Below are 17,480 nucleotides of genomic sequence, written 5' to 3' on the forward strand. Positions count from 1 at the left end.
TATAATTAGCAGATTATTTTAATTTCTATTTAAGGAGCAGTTATGGCAAATCCATCGCAAAATCTTGGCTATGATTATACCGTAGCTAAGTGGTTTATGTTCGCATGTATTTTGTTTGGCATAATCGGTATGGGAATTGGAACTTTAATCGCGTTTCAATTAGCATTTCCTGAGCTAAATAATATTGCAGGTGAATATTCTACATTTGGCCGCCTAAGACCACTTCATACAAACGGAGTTGTTTATGGCTTTATGCTTTCAGGTATTTGGGCTACTTGGTATTATGTAGGTCAAAGAGTTTTAAAAGTTTCATTAAGAGAATCAAAATTCTTAATGTTCATAGGTAAAGCTCATTTTATAATCTTTATGATTACTATATTATTAGCTGTTGTAAGTCTTTTTGCTGGTGTTACAACTTCAAAAGAATACGCAGAACTTGAATGGCCTTTTGATATAGCAGTTGTTGTTATTTGGGTTTTATGGGGTATGGGAATTTTTGGACTTATTGGAATTCGCCGTGAAAAAAGTCTTTATATTTCTATTTGGTATTACATTGCGACATTTTTAGGTGTAGCAATGCTTTATTTATTTAATAATATGGAAGTTCCTACAAAATTAGTTACAGGAATGGGTTCTTGGCTTCATTCAGTATCTATGTATGCAGGAAGTAATGATGCTTTAATTCAATGGTGGTGGGGACATAATGCGGTTGCTTTTGTTTTCACGGTTGCAATTATTGCTGAAATATATTATTTCTTACCAAAAGAAAGTGGTCAGCCAGTATTTTCTTATAAATTATCACTATTTTCATTCTGGTCTTTAATGTTTATATATTTATGGGCAGGCGGACACCATTTGATTTATTCAACCGTTCCTGATTGGATGCAAACAATGGGTTCAATTTTCTCTGTTGTATTAATATTACCAAGTTGGGGTAGTGCAATCAATATCTTACTTACAATGAAAGGTGAATGGCACCAAGTAAAAGAAAGCCCATTAATTAAGTTTATGATTTTTGCTTCAACATTTTATATGTTCAGCACACTTGAGGGCTCAATTCAATCAGTTAAATCAATCAATGCTCTAGCACACTTTACAGACTGGATTCCAGGACACGTGCATGATGGAACACTTGGTTGGGTAGGATTTATGACTATGGCTGCAATTTATCATATGACTCCAAGAGTATTTAAAAAAGAGATTTATAGTAAAAAAATTATGGAATACCAATTTACTATCCAAACTTTAGGAATTGTATTATTCTTTAGCTCAATGTGGATTGCTGGAATTACTCAAGGTATGATGTGGAGAGCTTATGATGATTATGGAACTCTAACTTATTCATTTATTGATACTGTTATAGCACTACATCCTTATTTTATAATAAGAGCTATTGGTGGTTTATTATATTTAATAGGATTTTTTATGTTTGCTTATAATATTTATAAGTCAGTTACTTCAAGCAGAAGCGTTGAAGTTGAACCAAAATCAGCAAGTCCAATGCAAGCGTAAGGAGGTAAAAAATGTTTAGTTGGTTAGAAAAAAATCCTTTCTTTTTTGCGGTATTTGTATTTGTTGTTATTGCTTATGCTGGTGTTGTAGAAATTCTACCTGCATTTAGTCCTAACGCTAGACCAATTGAGAGCAAAAAGCCTTATACAGCTTTAGAACTTGCAGGTCGTCATGTTTATATTAAAGAAAGTTGTAATGCTTGCCATTCGCAATTAATTCGTCCATTTAAAGCAGAAACAGATAGATATGGTGCTTATTCAAAAGCAGGTGAATATGCTTATGATAGACCATTTTTATGGGGTTCAAAAAGAACAGGTCCTGATTTAATGAGAGTTGGTAATTATAGAACTACTGATTGGCATGAAAATCATATGAAAAAACCTGTTTCTGTAGTGCCTAGTTCAATTATGCCTGAATATCCACATTTATTTAAAAAGAATTCAGATTTAGATACAGCTTATGCTGAAGCTTTAACTGTTAAAAAAGTTTTCAATGTTCCTTATGATGAAGAAGGTTATCCAAAATTAGGAACTTACGAAGACGCTCGTAAAATGATGGTAGAACAAGCTACACCTATTGTTGATGCAATGAGCGATGAAGAAGTAAAACAAGCGTTTGAACCTTGCCGTGCAAATGCACTTGATAGTAAATGCGAAATTAAAGAAATAGTTGCATTGATTGCGTATTTAAATAGCTTAAAGTAAGGAAGAATTATGAGTTTGGTTGAACTTGTGCAATATCAAGGACATGCTTATTTTTTCCTTGTGGCGTTTTTGACCTTTGTGCTTTATGCTTATATTATTCATTTATATAAAGCACAAAGAGAAGGTAAAAAAGATTATGAAAAATATGCAAATCTTGCATTAGATGATGATATTAATTCATCTTTATTAGAAAATAGGAGAAAGTGATGAAATGGTTAAATCTTTCTGATAATGTAAATTTACTTTCTATAATTGGTGCAGTTGTTATTGTTGCTACCGTGTTGATAGTAAGTTTAAATGTATTTAAACAGATGAGAATTAAAAGAAAAGATGCTGAAACAAGCGAGCACGAATGGGATGGAATAAGTGAATATAAAAACCCATTACCAGTAGGTTGGGCTGTTATGTTTATCGTTTTAATAGTGTTTGCTTTATGGTATTTTTTAATAGGTTTTCCACTAAACAAATATTCATCAATAGGTGAATATAATGAAGAAGTAGCAAGTCATAATGCAAAATATAAAGAAAAATATGTAGCATTTGATGATGAATCTAAATTAAATATGGGTAGAAATGTATTTTTATTACATTGTGCTCCTTGTCATGGTGCTGAAGCAACTGGAATTAATGGTAAGGCTCAAGACTTAACTAAATGGAGTAGCGTTGCTGGAATTTTAGATATTTTAGAAAACGGCTCAACAGGTTTAGGATACGGAGAAATGCCAGCTGGTTTAGTTGAAGGAGATGACGCAAAAGCAGTTGCAACTTATGTAGCAAATGGAATGCAAGGCGAAGTTGGTAAAGATGTATTTGAAACAACTTGTGCAGCTTGTCACGGAGAAAATGGAGAAGGCACTGAAGGTGTAGCACCTGCATTAAATATCTATACTAAACCTGATTTTATTAAAATGGTTTTAGCTAGCGGTAAGATAGCAAGTGCTGATGCAAGCGTAAAAGTAATAGGAGCAATGCCAAGCTTTAAATCAATGCTAAGCGATGAGCAAGTAGATGCAGTTGCTCGTTATGTAAGCACATTATCAAAGGAGTAAAAAATGGATAATCATAATAGAAATGTGTTTGGATTACACGGAATTACAGGTATGTTAATAGCTACCGTTTTATTATTATCAATCCTAGTTGGGCTTACTATTTGGGGAATAAATGTTCAACAAAAAGAAATCAGAAATCCTTATAAACTAGAAAAAATTGAAGATGCTAAAATGCACGAAAATAGAAGTTTAGAAGATTTTAGAAAGGACGCAAAATGAGCAAGTTATTAGAAACAATTATAGTTTTAGGAATGGTTGTGTTAGCAATAGTTACAGCTTGGTCAGTTTTAACTCCTAATCATTTAGGTATAGGATGAAAAAGCTAATAATTATAATGCTTTTAGCTCTTGTGAATTTATTTTCACAAGAGCCTTTAAGTAATGAAGTATTAAATGAAATAAATATTTTAAGTAATGATTTAGAGCAAAAAACAGGTATTAAAACAAGTGTTTTGATATCAAATGAAATTCCTTTTAAAGATTTAAAACAAAGTATTAAAACTGATAAAAATTATGCAATTATAGTAATTAGCCTTAAAGATAAAAAGTTAGATGTTATAAGTGATTTAGGATTAGATTTTAGAAGTGTTACCGAATATTATTATTTAAAATATGGATTTTTCCCAAAACAAGGTGCAATATTGCCAATACTTACTCAACCTAAAGGAAAAGATTTAGTAAATGCAGCGATTTTAAATGGGTTTGCTGAATTGTGTGATGTAATTGCAAGTAGTAAAGGTGTAGAACTTGAGTATTCTTACGGGGATTTAAATGATAATATTATAAATACAATTAGAACTATTTTTTATATTTTTACTATTGTTTTTATAGTAGTTTTAATTAGAAGAAAGGTAAAGAAAAAATGATAAAAGAAGGAAGACATTGGCCTTATTTGATTGTTGGTTCAATTATTTTTATGATGATTGCTTGTATTTACACCGTTTATTTATCTTTTGATTATCCAGTAGATGAAGATGAAAGTTATTTTTTAAAATACCAAGATGTTGAGAATAATTACGCAAAAATCAAAGAAAACGAAAAATTATTTTTAGATAATTTTGCTTTTAGGGTTTTAGGCGATAAAACAAGATTAGATGTTACTAAACGCCCAGCGGTATTTGTAGATAATGAAGTGATATTACAGGTTAAAGAAAAGTCTAATTTAAAAGCAAGCAATATAAGCGTAAAGGCAAAATTAACAAGACCACACACAAAATATGAAGATAAAGAAATCATAGTAAATTATGATGATAATTTAAAAGAATTTAAAGCTGATTTAGGAGATATTTCTAATGGACGCTGGACTTTATTGATTGATTTTAAAATCAACGAACTTTCAAAATTTTATAAACTTGAACTTTGCAAAAATCAATGTAAAAAAGCTTAATATTAAAGCTTTTTTACGCTATAACTACTCATAATAATCTTTTAAAAGGAAAATAAATGTATAAAAAGGATTTGATTGTATTTTCTAATTTAAGGCAAATTAAAAACTACTTAGCAAGTATTAAAAATGAAGGATTTTTTCCAACTACAATTAGTATTAATGAGTTTTTGCAAGATTTCGCAATAAATGATAAAAGAAGAGCGACTGAAGTAGAGCAAATCATTGCTATGAGTAGGGCTTGTAATAAAACTAAAGATTATAAAAAGCTTAATTTTTCAAATGATTTTTTAAGTTTTTTAAAAAATAAAGAATATTTATTCTCATTTTTTAGCGAATTAAATAGCCAAAAAGTAAGTATAGATGATTTAAGAAATAATGATTTATATAGTTTTTTTGATGAGTATTTAGATATTTTAGAAGAGTGTTTAAAGCATTATAAAAACGAATTAGATAATCAAAATTTATATGATGATATAACTATTAAAGATTTAAAAGCTAATTGGTTTTTGCTTAGTCAATATAAATCAATTAGCTTTTATCTAAACGGCTTTTTAAAGCAATACGAATTAGAATTCTTTGAGAGTATTTCGGATAAAATAGATGTAAAAATCATCACAAATGTAAGCGATTACAATATAAATCTTTTAAAAAAATCATTTAAAATAGATTTTGAGCCAAATCATACTTATACTCTAAGTTTTAATAATTCTTGGCAAATCCTAGAGCAAACTAAGCTAAATTATAACAATACCTTAAAAATTGCTTCGTTTAAAAGTTCAATTTATCAATACATTTACGCACTTAGTCTAATATCAAAATATTACGAAAATGATAAACAAATAGCTCTTATTATGCCTGATGAAAGCATTGCAACTAGTTTAAAAGCTCTTGATATTCATAATTATTTAAATATTGCAAGTGGGCTAAACTCAAACGAAATAGCACAAAAACTAAATGCGATTTTAGGTGATGATGAGTTGGCTTTAGTGCAAAAAAGATTATTAAATACAAGCGAACTTGATTTCAGTGATTTTAATAAATTAAAAGAGCAACTATTAAGCCTTAGCAAAAACGCTGAAATTAAAGAAATCCTAAAAAACCGCCTAAATGATATAAAGATTTTAAATAATGAGTTTAAACTAACAAACGAGCAAATCATAAAACTACTTGACGCTAGTAATATTAAAATCTCTCACACAAACGGCGGAAATGTTGATGCTTTAGGTATGCTTGAAAGTCGTGGAATGAAATATGATTTAGTAATTGTTCTTGATTTTAATGATGATTTAGTGCCAAAGCGAAGTGTTAGTGAAATGTTTTTAAATAATGCTGTTCGCACAAAGGCTGGGCTAATTAGCTATGCTGATAGAGAAAATTTACAAAGGCATTATTATAAAGAGCTTTTTAATGCCAAAGAAGTTTTTGTTTTATACCTTGAAAACGAAGAAAAATCACCTGCTAGAATGCTAAAAGATTTTAGTTGCCAAAGACAAATCGTAGATGAAAAAGGGCTTATGGAGTCGTTTTTAAATGCACTCAATGGCAAAATAAAAGCAAATGAAAATATATTTGAGCCTGATTTAGAACTTATAAAAAATCATAATTTTTTTGCAAAACCGCTTAGTTTTTCAAGATTATCGTGCTATTTAAACTCACCTTATGAGTATTATTTAAAATACATTTTAGAATTAAGTGAACCTAGCAATTCAAACGAAAAAGCAGCAGTTGGGACTATGGTTCATGAGTTTTTACAAAACGCTGATTTTAAGAATTTAAAACAAGAATTTGAAAAAGAGCTAAAAGACAAATTAAGCCCAATTGATTATGCTTTAATATACGATAATTTAGATGAAATCGCATATTATATTAACAACAATCAGCCAAGTGCAAATTGCGAAGAAAAGCTTTCGGGTAAAATTGCAAATATTGATGCTTACGGGATAGCTGATAGGATAAGTGATGAGCTAATAATTGATTATAAGACTACAAACAAGCCAAATTCTACTAAAAATCACGAAAAACAATTAGCCTTTTACGCAATGCTTTTAGATAAGCCTACGATACAAACAGCTTTAATTTATTTAAAAAGCACTCGTGGGGCGGTGTTTGAATGTAAAAATTTTAATAAATTATCTCAAGAGATTGAAAGCGACATTGCAACTCTTAAAGATGGTTTCGTCTTAGAAAAAAGTGAAAATGCTTATGGCTATTATCATTTAATAATCAATAAAAAGGATAGAGTATGAAACATATCGCATTAGCAGCAAGTGCTGGAAGTGGCAAGACTTTTACTCTAAGTGTTAGATATATTGCTTTAGTTTTAAGTGGGGCGAGTATTAATGATATAGTAGCTCTTACATTTACAAAAAAAGCCGTAAATGAGATGAAAGAGAGAATTACAAAGGTATTTTTAGAGCTTGAAAATAGAGCTGCCGAGCTTCAATTTTTGCAAGATTTATTAGGTTTAAGTGCCGAGCAAATAATAAATACAAGAAATAAATTCTTAAAAAACTTTAAAGAAGATGAGCTTAGGATTTATACTTTTGATAGCTTTTTTTCTAAGATTTTAAGGCTTTTTGCAACACACGAAGGCTTAAGCGTAGATGCGGAACTCATTGATTATTTAGATATTAAAGAAGAGTTTTTAAAGTCTTTAGATACAAATGAAGCCATAAAATTAGTAAGAGATTTAAAAGATTTTAATATGAGCTTAGGAGATTTTTTAAACTGGCTTGAGAGTTTGTATTTAAATTATACAGGCGAAAAAATCATAAATGATACGACTTTTATAAATCCTTTTGATGAGTTTTTAAGGCTTAAAGATAATTTTACTGGAGCAAATAAAAAAGTTGATGAATGGCTTGGCAAAATTACGGATTTAAATTCTTTACTTTCTAGCTCATTTTTAGACGCTAGCAAATCAAATATACAAAAAGCCCTAGATTTGCCAACTTTTGCAGCAGCTTATGAAGAATTACTCTCAATCGTTGCTAAATATTATGGTTTTTTAGAGAGCAATCAATTAAAATTATGCTTTAACTATTTAGATAAATTTAGCGAAGTTGCGAAAAATTATCATAAAGAGCAAAACATTTTAAGCTTTAGTGATGTGGCGATTTATGTTCATAAAATATTGCAAAATAAGGATTTAAAAGACCTTTTTTATTTTAGACTTAATTCAAATCTAAGCCATCTTTTAATAGATGAGTTTCAAGACACTTCAGTTATTCAATACGAAATCATTAAGCCAATAGTTGAAGAAATAGTGGCTGGAATTGGCATAGATGATAAGCAAAAAAGCTTTTTTTATGTAGGAGATAAAAAGCAATCAATTTATTCATTTAGGGGTGCTAAACAAGAAGTATTTGATTTATTTCACAAAAACAAAACCTATAATATAAGCTTGCAAAATCTTGATACTAATTATCGTAGTAAAAAAGCCATAGTAGAGTTTGTAAATAATAATTTTAAAAATCTTTATGATGATTATTACGAGCAATTAGTTGCAAGTAAAGAAAATGGAGTTGTAAGCAAAATAATCACCGAAGATTATTTAAACGATGTTTATAAAAAGATTGCAAGTTTGTTAAAAAACGGAGCAAAATTAGATGATATTTGCATACTTACAAGAGATAATGCAAATGCAAATGAAATAGCTAATTTTTTAAATGAATTTGGTTTGAAAACTAATGTAAATAATAACTCTTTATTAGTTTCAAAAATGAGCGTTAGGGTTTTAATAGAATTTGCAAAATACTCTATTTTAGGAGATGAGATTTATGGCTTTTTTGTAAAGTCTGTGCTAGGCAAGGATTATTCAAGGCTTAAAATTGATATTACAAAAAGTGCTTATGAGATTTATAATGAGATAATCACTCATCTTGATTTATGCAAAGATGAGTATGTTTTAGAGTTTTTAGATGATATTAGTTCTAAAGATTTTTTAGATACCATATATAATCTTAGCAATAAACTTGCATCAAACAATGAAGCAAAAGGCATAAATATCATGACAATTCATAAGAGCAAGGGCTTACAATTTGAGCATTTAATCTGCGTTCATTTAAGTAAAACCCCTCCACACGATACAGGGCTTAAAATTGAATATGATTTTTCTAGTCACAAATGGTATGGCTTTAAAAAAGATGCTAGTGCTATTAGAAATCTTAGATGTTTTTATGATAAAGATTATGCAAAAAAGCTTGAAATTTATGAGAATACGAAAAAAACTGATGAGATAAATACTTATTATGTAGCTTATACAAGAGCGATTAGCTCTCTTTGTATTATTTTAAATGATGGAGCTGGGCTTAGCGGGATTAATTATGCTGAAATTACAAATGAGAGTTTAGATGATGATTTGCTTAATTTTAGATATAAAGAAAATGAAGCAAGTGCTATAAGTATTAGCTATGAGTTTAATCCTTGCGTGCCACTTCAAAATGTCAAGGCTAAAGAGTTTAGCACTGATGCGATTATGCTTGGAAACGCATTTCACTATTTTTGTGAATTGAGTGATTTTAATGATGAGAGTTTAAATGAATGTTTAAGACTTGCATATAATAAGTTTAATCAAGTGGATTTTGATAAATTAAAAAAACTTTGCGAAGATTTGCTTAAATGTGTGGAGTTTAAAGAATTAATCAAAAATCATAATTTGATTAAAGAATATAACTTTTTATATGAAAATAAAGTAAATAGAATAGATTTATTAGCTATTAGCGATGATTGCGTTAAGATAATTGATTATAAAAGCTCGTTTTTTAATAAATCTTATGAAAAACAGCTAAAAACCTATGAAAACTTTATAAAAACTAGATTTTCTAATCACAAAATTAGCTCTTATGTAGTATTTTACGAAAACGAAGAATTTAAATTAAAAAGAATTTAAATTCTTTAAAACTAAATTGATTTTGTGGTGAAAATCTTAATTCATAATCTAAATACGAATTAAGATTTATTATTTTTCAAAACATATAATTTCTAAAATATTTTAGAAAGTCATTAGGTAATGAATACGCTTATATTTGGAATTGTTTTTGGATTTTTATTAGCAAGATATAGATTTTGCTTTTTTTCTGGTTTTAGAAATCTTTTTTATTTTAAAGATTTTTCATTTGTTAGTGCTTTAAGTTTTTGTATATTTTTACAATCTCTTGGCTTATTCACATTAGAATATTTTAAACTAATTACCATACCCGAGTTTAAATTCTCAATACTTGCTACTATTATAGGTAGCTTTGCATTTGGCGTTGGAATGGCGTTTAGCAAGGCTTGTGTTAGTGGTAGTTTTACTAGAGTTATTAATAATAGTTCTTATTTAATAACGGCTTTTTCTTTTGCTTTTAGTATGGCTTTATTTAATGGAATATTTAAAAAATATATAGATATTTTTACAAAAAATGAGCTTACTAATATTCATACTTTTTTAAATATTTCGCCTTTTATTTTAGTGATTTTACTTGGAATTTTAAGTATATATTTAATCTATAAAGCCAAAAAAATCAGCATTCTAGCAATAGTTTTAGCAATTTTAAGTCTTTTAATGTGGAAAATGATTGGTTTTAGTTTTACTTTATCAGTTCCTAGTAAAAATATGATTTTATATCTAGTAACCAATCAATATAGGTATTTAGATTCTGGAGTTTATTTTTTATTTGGTTGTATTTTAGGTGGGATTGTTGCTAATTTAAAATCATTTTCGCTTCAAGGTGTATCGCTAAAACAAGGATATTTTAGTGTAATTGGAGGCTTTTTGATGGCTTTTGGAGCTTCTCTTGCAAGTGGTTGCAATGTGGCAAATATTTTAATAGCTAGTGCTTATTTTAGCTTTCAAGCTTTTATATTTTTACCTTTTATGCTTTTTGGATTTTTGATTATTTTAAGGAGAGTATCGTGAAAAAATTAATTTTATTGTTTGCACTTATTTTTAGTGCTTGTTTTAATGCTGATAATGTTAAATTATTAAATACTGATGAGTTTAAAGCTAGATTAAATAGTGATTATTTGATAATTGATACAAGAATTGATAGTTATTATAATGGTTTTAGCGAAGATGGGGCAAAAAACGGCGGTCATATTAAAGGGGCTTTAAATATTAGTGCTTTATCAATGGATTTTGTTGAAAATAAAAAATTTGAAGAATATTTCAAAGGCAAAGGCATTACAAAGGATAAAAAGCTCGTATTTTATGGCTCTAATTTAGATGAGATAAAAAAAGTTAGCTCGGAGTTTTTAGCTCGTGGTTATAAAGGCGAGATTTATGCTGATTTTATAGATTATGCAAATAATAATGATTTAGTAAAACTTAAAAATTATCAACTAGCAGTCTATCCTAAATGGCTAAATGATTTAATGCAAGGTAAAAAAGTTGAGAGTTTTGATGGTAAAGACTTTATGGTTTTTGAGGTTAGTTGGGGAGAAAATAGTGATGAATACAGCGAGCATATAAAAGGTGCTTATCATTTTAATACTGATTTAATAGAGAATGCTCCTGTTTGGAATTTAAGTGATGCAAAAACTTTAGAAAATAATCTTTTAAACTTAGGAATAACAAGCGAAAAAACTATAATTTTATATTCTAAAAATCAAATGGCAGCTTTAAGAGTATTTTTTGCATTAAAATACGCTGGGGTTAAAGATGTTAGATTTTTAAATGGTGGGCTATATTCTTGGCAAGAAGCAGGATTTAGTATAGAAAAAACTCCAAATATACCTAATAAAGAAAGTGATTTTAAAGCGATAATTCCTGCAAATGCTAATATAAATATATCAATGCCAGATGATATTAAAAATTATAAAGGGGATTTAAAGCTAGTAAGTATTAGGGCTTGGGATGAGTTTATAGGCAAAATTAGTGGTTATGATTATATACCAAAAAGTGGTGAGCCAAAAGGAGCTATTTGGGGATTTGCAGGGACAAATTCATCTAATGTGGCTGATTATTACGACCCTGATGGAACGCTTAGAAATCCTTATGAAATATATGAATTATGGCAAAGTCAAGGCATTAATAAAAATGATAATTTAGCTTTTTATTGTGGCACAGGCTGGAGAGCTAGTGTTGCTTGGTTTATTGCTTTACTTGATGGTTGGGAAAATATTTATGTATATGATGGTGGCTGGAATGCTTGGCAAATGGATGAGAGCTTAGAAGTGCAAAAGAATTTAGATTTAGTTAAACCTGATTCAAAAAACGATTATGGAGCAGTGTTTAAAGAAGGTGCTAGTTGTAAAAGCTAATCAAAAGCTATTCTTAAAGAATAGCTTTAATCATCATAAAATGATTATAAAGAGTATATGCAACACTAAATAAAATTATTGTAATTGTTAAAATGAGAGTTTTGCTAAGTGTAGGCTCAAAAAAGCTCTCGCTTAAATTAATTTGTATTTTTTGATTAAGCGATGAGCTTTTAAAATTTTTATAGTTTTTAATTATCTAAATTGCCTTCTTTCAAATTTTGCTTTAGGTTCTGCTTTTGTATCTATAGGTAAAATATTAGCAAAGCATCCAATGTCAACAAAAACAAGTATCCCAAAAACCCAACCATTTATTGAATCATAAAATGTATATAATATATAAGTTAATACGCAAAAAGCAATAAACCAGCCAGGCGAAAATGTTCTCTCGTGCTCGTAAGTAATTTCAGCTTGACAGCCCCTACATACTTTTACACCAAATCTTAATTCCTCATCACAAAAAGGACATATCATCGTTTTTGTATCTTTTGACATAATTGTCTCCTATTTTGATTTATTTGTTAAATAAAAAAAAAAAAAACAACGCATTGTAAATATTTTCAGCCTTTCGTAATACCTTAAATTACTTAATCGTATTGCTATTAGTTTTAAAAAACTTGTTTGTTTAGATTGATTAGAGCTTAGAAGTGCAAAAGAATTTAGATTTAGTTAAACCTGATTCAAAAAACGATTATGGAGCAGTGTTTAAAGAAGGTGCTAGTTGTAAAAGCTAGACTAAGTAAGCCTAACACCAAGAGTTTGAAATTAGTTAAATTAAGTTTTTATAAGTGTTAGGCCAAATTAATCTAGTGCTAGGCTTAATGCCTAGCTATTTTTAGAATGTATATTTTGCTTCAAATCTGATTAGTTTTTCATCTTTTTTACAATCTTCTATACCTTCATAATTTTTTGTTTTACCATAAGCATAGAATGCTGAGAAGTTTAATTTGTCGCTGTATTTGTAAGATAGTTGTGGCTTAACTTCAAATAATTTTTCTTTATCAGTTTTATCGCCATTTTTGATTTTATTTGTTCCGTTAATAATATCAACACCAAATCTTACATCTTCAAATGTATAGCCAATTGTTCCGAATACGAAATCTTTCTTACCTACTGCTCCTGTTTGGTAATCTTTCATAGCGTATTCGCCATAATTAATCAATTTGCCACTATCTTCTATAGTATTAATTGTAGCTTTATCCTTTTTACCATAACCAGCATAACCTATATTAAAATCTAAGCCGAATGCTTCAAAACCAGCTTCAATAGCATAAAAATTACCATTAGCTACTTCGTCGCCTGTAGCTTGTTTTAATAAATCTTTTCTATCTTTTTTAAGATTATTACCTGCGTATTGAGCGTGAATATTGTATGCGAAATCATCTTTATCACCTAAATTAACATTGAAATCTACCGCATATAATGTGCCCCAACTAGCCATATTTGCTACCCATAACTCTGCTGCTACTGGGTCAAAATTAGCAATTGCTGCTATACCATATATATTTTTACCACTTACGCTTTTTATACTATCATCATCATTTTTTGTAGCAATAACGCCTAAATCACTATCTTTATTGTAATTATCAAAAGCATAAGCTGCTAAAGTTACATTCTCAATGCTATTATTTACGATTTTTAATCCTGTTCCTAATAAATCATCAGTCCAAATTGAGCCAATTTCCATTCTACCGAACATAAATGAGGTATCGTAATTCGTGTAAGTTAAATAAGCATCTCTTATATTAAAAGTTTTGCTTGTATTTATATTATTTTCAACTTTATCTCTTAAAGCTTCATTAGATGGTGTTAAACCTGGTTGGTTTAAAGCAAATGAAGCATCTTGGTTTGAATACTGAAATAATGCAGTAGCTTTAAAATTATCAGCTATATCTGAAGTGAATTTTAATTGAGCTTTATATCCGTGTAATTGGATTGTATCTTTTGTAGATTTGTCTTTTAATGAATTTTTTTCGCTAATTCCTTCATATCTATATCTTAACATACCTGATAAATCTACATTTTGAATAGCTTCATCTAAAGCAACAGCATTTGCAACTGACATTGAACCTGCAGTAATTACTGCAATTAAACTAAGTTTTACTAGTTTCATTTTTACATCCTTTTTTTAAAAATTGCAATGCTATTCTACCCCCCCCATCTTTAAAATAAACTTAAATGGAATAATTTTTTTAGAATTTAAAAAAGTCAAATTTTATTTTTAATTTATCTTAAAATTATCTTAATTTAAGATATTATTAAGATTAAAAACATATAATCAGCTTTTTAAAAAATTTTGGCAAAGGTAAAATCATGACAAAAATAACAAAGCCAAACGAAGTTAAAAGAGATTGGATAATTGTAGATGCTGAAGGTAAGCGTTTCGGTCGTCTTTTAACAGAAGTTGCGACAATATTAAAAGGCAAACATAAGCCTTGTTATACACCAAATGTTGATTGCGGAGATTATGTTGTAATTATCAACGCATCTAAAGCAGAATTTACTGGAACAAACAAAGCTGATGATAAATTATATCACAGACATTCAGGCTATTTTGGAAGCACTAAGAGTGAAAAATTCGGTGATTTATTAGCAAATAATCCAGCAAAATTATATAAATTAGCAGTTCGTGGAATGTTGCCTAAAACTACTTTAGGTCGTGCAATGCTTAAGAAATTAAAAGTTTATGCAGGTAGCGAACACCCACATACAGCTCAGGTAAAAGGAAAGTAAAATGGCAAAAGTTTATGCAACAGGTAAAAGAAAAACTGCAATAGCTAAAGTTTGGGCTAAGGCTGGAAGTGGTAAAATTATAGTGAATGGCGTTGATTTAAATACTTGGTTAGGCGGACACGAAGCTATTAAATTAAAGGTAGTTCAACCTTTATTAGTAACTAAGCAAGAAGGTTTAATGGACATTACAGCTAGCACATTAGGTGGTGGTTATAATGCTCAAGCTGAAGCTTTAAGACACGGAATTTCTCGTGCTTTAGCTGCTATGAGTGCTGATTTTAGAGCGCTACTTAAACCACAAGGTTTATTAACTCGTGATAGTCGTGTGGTTGAGCGTAAAAAATACGGCCGCAGAAAAGCAAGAAGAAAACCACAATTTAGTAAACGTTAATTCGATTTTGAAATTAGGAGTATTCATGAAAAAGATGAGTTTAGTTTTAAGTGCAGCTGCAATGATAGCTGTTAGTGTAAATGCAAGTGATATTAATTTTGAAGGCTTAGAAATAAGCCCAATCGCTACATACAATGTTCCAGAAGGAAATCTTGACCTTATGAATAAATTTGGTTATGGATTAAGAATTGGTTATATGTATGGTGCAGTAGGAACAGAAATTGGTTATGAGCACCAAAAAGGTGAATATAAAAGTATAGATAATGCAGGTCATACTCCAGTGGGTATTGATAGAGGTTATTTAAACTTAGTATTCCCAGTTAAAGTTGGTGATACTAACTTTGATTTCTATGGATTATTAGGTGTTGGTTATGAAAACTTCAGCGAAAATCTATATGACAATAAAAACGGAATGTTTGGTCATTATGGTATTGGTTTAAAATACAAAATTTACAAAAGCTTTGGTTTAAGAGCAGAAGTTCGTGACCAAATTAAATTCCGCCACGCTGATCACCATGTAATTAGCACTTTAGGTGTAATTTTTAACTTTGATGGTAAAAAAGAAGAAGTTGTTCCAGCTCCACAACCAGTTGTAGAAGTTAAACCTGAGCCAGTAGTTGTTAAACCTGAGCCAAAACCACAACCAAAACCAAAAGCATGTTATGATTTAGAATTAGTTAAAGTTAATTTTGGATTTGATAAGAGCAATGTAACTGCTAACTATATTCCTGAAATTGAGCGTTTAGCTAAATTAATTAAAGAAGAGCCTGCATATTTTGCAAATATCACAGGATATACAGATTCAATCGGTACATCTGCTTATAACAAAAAATTATCAGAAAAAAGAGCTAAAGCAGTAAAAGCTGAACTTGTAAAAGCTGGTGTTAGCGAAGACAGAATTAATCCAAGTTGGGCTGGCGACCAAAATGCAATCGGCGATAACAAAACAAAAGAAGGCCGTGCAGCAAACCGCAGAGTTGAATTAAAAATCATCTGCCAATAATTTTATAAATTATTTTTAGGTTTCACAGATTATGTGAAACCTTTTCTTTTTTTCTTCTAAATTATTACAATTTTAATAGTATTATTCGCTTCATTTTATTTTTTAGGTTTATTATGAAGTTGAGTATAAAAGATATTATTTTTATGAATTTGATTGGGATTTTTTCTTTAAGACAAATTCCTTATGTCGCACAATACGGAGCTAGTTCTATTATTTTATGGCTTTTTGTAGCATTTGGATTTTTTATTCCTTTAGCTTTGATATGTGGAGAACTTGGTTCTAGATTTTCTAAGGGTGGTGGTATATTTTTATGGATTAATAAAGCTTTTGGAGTAAAAGTAGCTTATTTTTGTTTGATTTGTTATCTTCTATCTTGTTTAGCTTTTTTCCCAATGATGTTGTATTTCGCAGCAAATTCTTTAGCTTATATATTTAATTTACAAGCAAAATCTTATTTTATCGCAATATTTTCTATATTGAGTTTTTTTATTTTGACATATATAAATTATAGGGGTTTTGAATATACCAAATTAATAAATAAAGTATTTGTTTATTTTGGAATTTTATTTCCTACATTGCTTTTAATAGTTGTAGCTTTAATGTTTTATTTGACTAATCACAAAATCACAACTCCTTATAATTCAGGGTATTTAATTACACTTGATTTAAATACTTTAGTGTTTTCAAGCACTATGATGTTTGCATTTGCAGGGCTTGAGCTTAGCACAATGATAGGTGCTAAAATTGATAACGCTCAAAAAAATTATCCAAAAGCTATATTTTTCAGTGCATTTATAATAGTAGGTATTTATATTTTAGGCACTTTTTGTGTTAATGTGATATATCCTGCAAAAGATACTGATATATTAGATGGTATTATGCAAGCAATTACTTATGCTGAAAATAATTTAGGTTTTAAAGGTCTTAGTCAATTAATGGCTTTTAGTTTATTTGTAGGCACTTTAGGGCAGATTAATTCTTGGTTGGTAGCGCCAATATATATGCTAGCTAATGCTTCAAAAGAAGGAATAATTAAATTTTATGAAGCAAAACCACATCCAAAATATAATACCCCTTATAAGGCTTTATTTTTTCAAGCATTTTTAGTTAGTATTATTTGTATATTTTGTGTATTTTTTAATAAATCTCAAGATATTTATTGGCTACTTAGTTCTCTTACTACGGTTAGTTATTTTTTACCTTATATTGCAATGTTTTTAGCGTATTTTAAATTAAAAAATTATTGTGAAAATGAATTAGAATTTAAAATACAAAATCAAATTCTTAGTTATTTTTTAGCAATATTAGGTCTTAGTAGCGTAGTATTTGCTTTAATATTAAGTTTTATTACTCCAAACGAAGAAGAGCAAAGTGAATTAATATATTTTTTACAAATTATGAGTTCTCCTATACTAGCATTAATAATTGCTATTTTTAGTTTTAATAAAACTCGTAATAAATAA

The 17,480-nt window shown here is 29.0% G+C and carries 18 protein-coding genes; 16 read left to right on the forward strand and 2 right to left on the reverse strand.

Annotated features, from left to right (window positions below; genetic code table 11):
- Positions 1–42: 42 nt before the first annotated feature.
- The 12 genes from ccoN (at position 43) to AVBRAN_RS00785 (ending at position 11,893) form a co-directional block, all read left to right on the forward strand.
- On the forward strand, positions 43–1,512 hold the full coding sequence (gene ccoN / locus AVBRAN_RS00730) for a cytochrome-c oxidase, cbb3-type subunit I (RefSeq protein WP_214150150.1): 1,470 nt from the start codon (positions 43–45) through the stop codon (positions 1,510–1,512).
- A gap of 11 nt (positions 1,513–1,523) precedes the next feature.
- Positions 1,524–2,216 carry a cytochrome-c oxidase, cbb3-type subunit II gene (ccoO, locus tag AVBRAN_RS00735; RefSeq protein ID WP_214117642.1) on the forward strand — a complete coding sequence of 231 codons (693 nt, stop codon included), beginning with the start codon at positions 1,524–1,526 and terminating at the stop codon, positions 2,214–2,216.
- Between the two features lie 9 nt (positions 2,217–2,225).
- The gene (locus AVBRAN_RS00740) at positions 2,226–2,423 is read left to right on the forward strand and encodes a cytochrome c oxidase, cbb3-type, CcoQ subunit (protein ID WP_214117641.1); all 198 of its coding nucleotides are present in this window, start codon (positions 2,226–2,228) and stop codon (positions 2,421–2,423) included.
- The gene (locus AVBRAN_RS00745) at positions 2,423–3,265 is read left to right on the forward strand and encodes a c-type cytochrome (RefSeq protein WP_214117640.1); all 843 of its coding nucleotides are present in this window, start codon (positions 2,423–2,425) and stop codon (positions 3,263–3,265) included. The genes AVBRAN_RS00740 and AVBRAN_RS00745 overlap by 1 nt, the downstream gene beginning before the upstream one ends.
- Before the next feature lie 3 nt (positions 3,266–3,268).
- Entirely contained in the window at positions 3,269–3,484 is a 216-nt protein-coding gene (locus tag AVBRAN_RS00750; protein ID WP_214117639.1) for a DUF4006 family protein, read from the forward strand.
- On the forward strand, positions 3,481–3,582 hold the full coding sequence (locus tag AVBRAN_RS00755) for a hypothetical protein (RefSeq protein WP_239803299.1): 102 nt from the start codon (positions 3,481–3,483) through the stop codon (positions 3,580–3,582). Before AVBRAN_RS00750 ends, AVBRAN_RS00755 begins: the two co-directional genes overlap by 4 nt.
- Positions 3,579–4,130, forward strand: coding sequence for a hypothetical protein (locus tag AVBRAN_RS00760; RefSeq protein WP_214117638.1), 552 nt, complete (start codon positions 3,579–3,581; stop codon positions 4,128–4,130). The genes AVBRAN_RS00755 and AVBRAN_RS00760 overlap by 4 nt, the downstream gene beginning before the upstream one ends.
- Positions 4,127–4,651: a FixH family protein gene (locus tag AVBRAN_RS00765; protein ID WP_214117637.1), complete on the forward strand. Its 525-nt coding sequence runs from the start codon at positions 4,127–4,129 to the stop codon at positions 4,649–4,651. The genes AVBRAN_RS00760 and AVBRAN_RS00765 overlap by 4 nt, the downstream gene beginning before the upstream one ends.
- 56 nt (positions 4,652–4,707) lie before the next feature.
- Positions 4,708–6,897, forward strand: a complete 2,190-nt coding sequence (locus tag AVBRAN_RS00770; RefSeq protein WP_239803300.1) for a PD-(D/E)XK nuclease family protein — start codon at positions 4,708–4,710, stop codon at positions 6,895–6,897.
- Positions 6,894–9,542 (forward strand): UvrD-helicase domain-containing protein, encoded by a 2,649-nt coding sequence (locus AVBRAN_RS00775; protein WP_239803301.1) that lies wholly within the window; start codon positions 6,894–6,896, stop codon positions 9,540–9,542. The genes AVBRAN_RS00770 and AVBRAN_RS00775 overlap by 4 nt, the downstream gene beginning before the upstream one ends.
- 120 nt (positions 9,543–9,662) lie before the next feature.
- Entirely contained in the window at positions 9,663–10,550 is an 888-nt protein-coding gene (locus AVBRAN_RS00780; protein WP_239803302.1) for a YeeE/YedE family protein, read from the forward strand.
- Complete coding sequence (locus AVBRAN_RS00785) at positions 10,547–11,893, forward strand: rhodanese-like domain-containing protein (RefSeq protein WP_214120084.1); 1,347 nt, start codon at positions 10,547–10,549, stop codon at positions 11,891–11,893. Before AVBRAN_RS00780 ends, AVBRAN_RS00785 begins: the two co-directional genes overlap by 4 nt.
- A gap of 192 nt (positions 11,894–12,085) precedes the next feature.
- Here the strand turns inward: AVBRAN_RS00785 and AVBRAN_RS00790 are convergent, their stop codons facing one another.
- Both AVBRAN_RS00790 and AVBRAN_RS00795 read right to left on the reverse strand, forming a co-directional pair.
- The gene (locus AVBRAN_RS00790; RefSeq protein WP_239803303.1) at positions 12,086–12,385 is read right to left on the reverse strand and encodes a hypothetical protein; all 300 of its coding nucleotides are present in this window, start codon (positions 12,383–12,385) and stop codon (positions 12,086–12,088) included.
- A 340-nt stretch (positions 12,386–12,725) separates the two neighbouring features.
- The gene (locus AVBRAN_RS00795) at positions 12,726–14,003 is read right to left on the reverse strand and encodes a major outer membrane protein (protein ID WP_239803304.1); all 1,278 of its coding nucleotides are present in this window, start codon (positions 14,001–14,003) and stop codon (positions 12,726–12,728) included.
- 200 nt (positions 14,004–14,203) lie between these two features.
- Between AVBRAN_RS00795 and rplM the strand changes: the two genes are divergently transcribed.
- The 4 genes from rplM to AVBRAN_RS00815 all read left to right on the forward strand — a co-directional run bounded on the left by rplM (position 14,204) and on the right by AVBRAN_RS00815 (position 17,480).
- On the forward strand, positions 14,204–14,623 hold the full coding sequence (gene rplM / locus AVBRAN_RS00800; protein ID WP_214117630.1) for a 50S ribosomal protein L13: 420 nt from the start codon (positions 14,204–14,206) through the stop codon (positions 14,621–14,623).
- 1 nt (position 14,624) lies between these two features.
- Positions 14,625–15,014, forward strand: coding sequence for a 30S ribosomal protein S9 (gene rpsI / locus AVBRAN_RS00805; RefSeq protein WP_214117629.1), 390 nt, complete (start codon positions 14,625–14,627; stop codon positions 15,012–15,014).
- A 25-nt stretch (positions 15,015–15,039) separates the two neighbouring features.
- A complete protein-coding gene (locus AVBRAN_RS00810) occupies positions 15,040–16,017 on the forward strand; it encodes an OmpA family protein (RefSeq protein ID WP_239803305.1) in 978 nt (325 codons plus the stop codon).
- Between the two features lie 113 nt (positions 16,018–16,130).
- Positions 16,131–17,480, forward strand: a complete 1,350-nt coding sequence (locus tag AVBRAN_RS00815; protein WP_214142755.1) for an APC family permease — start codon at positions 16,131–16,133, stop codon at positions 17,478–17,480.

The organism is Campylobacter sp. RM12651 (assembly GCF_022369475.1).
Taxonomy (GTDB): Bacteria; Campylobacterota; Campylobacteria; order Campylobacterales; family Campylobacteraceae; genus Campylobacter_E.

What these genes read in the sequence shown, in the direction of transcription:
- AVBRAN_RS00790 (WP_239803303.1), bottom strand. Translation starts at nt 12,385, where the DNA reads ATGTCAAAAGATACAAAAACGATGATATGTCCTTTTTGTGATGAGGAA.
- AVBRAN_RS00780 (WP_239803302.1), top strand. Translation starts at nt 9,663, where the DNA reads ATGAATACGCTTATATTTGGAATTGTTTTTGGATTTTTATTAGCAAGA.
- AVBRAN_RS00740 (WP_214117641.1), top strand. Translation starts at nt 2,226, where the DNA reads ATGAGTTTGGTTGAACTTGTGCAATATCAAGGACATGCTTATTTTTTC.
- AVBRAN_RS00755 (WP_239803299.1), top strand. Translation starts at nt 3,481, where the DNA reads ATGAGCAAGTTATTAGAAACAATTATAGTTTTAGGAATGGTTGTGTTA.
- AVBRAN_RS00750 (WP_214117639.1), top strand. Translation starts at nt 3,269, where the DNA reads ATGGATAATCATAATAGAAATGTGTTTGGATTACACGGAATTACAGGT.
- AVBRAN_RS00745 (WP_214117640.1), top strand. Translation starts at nt 2,423, where the DNA reads ATGAAATGGTTAAATCTTTCTGATAATGTAAATTTACTTTCTATAATT.
- ccoN (WP_214150150.1), top strand. Translation starts at nt 43, where the DNA reads ATGGCAAATCCATCGCAAAATCTTGGCTATGATTATACCGTAGCTAAG.
- rplM (WP_214117630.1), top strand. Translation starts at nt 14,204, where the DNA reads ATGACAAAAATAACAAAGCCAAACGAAGTTAAAAGAGATTGGATAATT.
- AVBRAN_RS00765 (WP_214117637.1), top strand. Translation starts at nt 4,127, where the DNA reads ATGATAAAAGAAGGAAGACATTGGCCTTATTTGATTGTTGGTTCAATT.
- AVBRAN_RS00760 (WP_214117638.1), top strand. Translation starts at nt 3,579, where the DNA reads ATGAAAAAGCTAATAATTATAATGCTTTTAGCTCTTGTGAATTTATTT.
- ccoO (WP_214117642.1), top strand. Translation starts at nt 1,524, where the DNA reads ATGTTTAGTTGGTTAGAAAAAAATCCTTTCTTTTTTGCGGTATTTGTA.
- AVBRAN_RS00810 (WP_239803305.1), top strand. Translation starts at nt 15,040, where the DNA reads ATGAAAAAGATGAGTTTAGTTTTAAGTGCAGCTGCAATGATAGCTGTT.
- AVBRAN_RS00770 (WP_239803300.1), top strand. Translation starts at nt 4,708, where the DNA reads ATGTATAAAAAGGATTTGATTGTATTTTCTAATTTAAGGCAAATTAAA.
- AVBRAN_RS00775 (WP_239803301.1), top strand. Translation starts at nt 6,894, where the DNA reads ATGAAACATATCGCATTAGCAGCAAGTGCTGGAAGTGGCAAGACTTTT.
- rpsI (WP_214117629.1), top strand. Translation starts at nt 14,625, where the DNA reads ATGGCAAAAGTTTATGCAACAGGTAAAAGAAAAACTGCAATAGCTAAA.
- AVBRAN_RS00815 (WP_214142755.1), top strand. Translation starts at nt 16,131, where the DNA reads ATGAAGTTGAGTATAAAAGATATTATTTTTATGAATTTGATTGGGATT.
- AVBRAN_RS00795 (WP_239803304.1), bottom strand. Translation starts at nt 14,003, where the DNA reads ATGAAACTAGTAAAACTTAGTTTAATTGCAGTAATTACTGCAGGTTCA.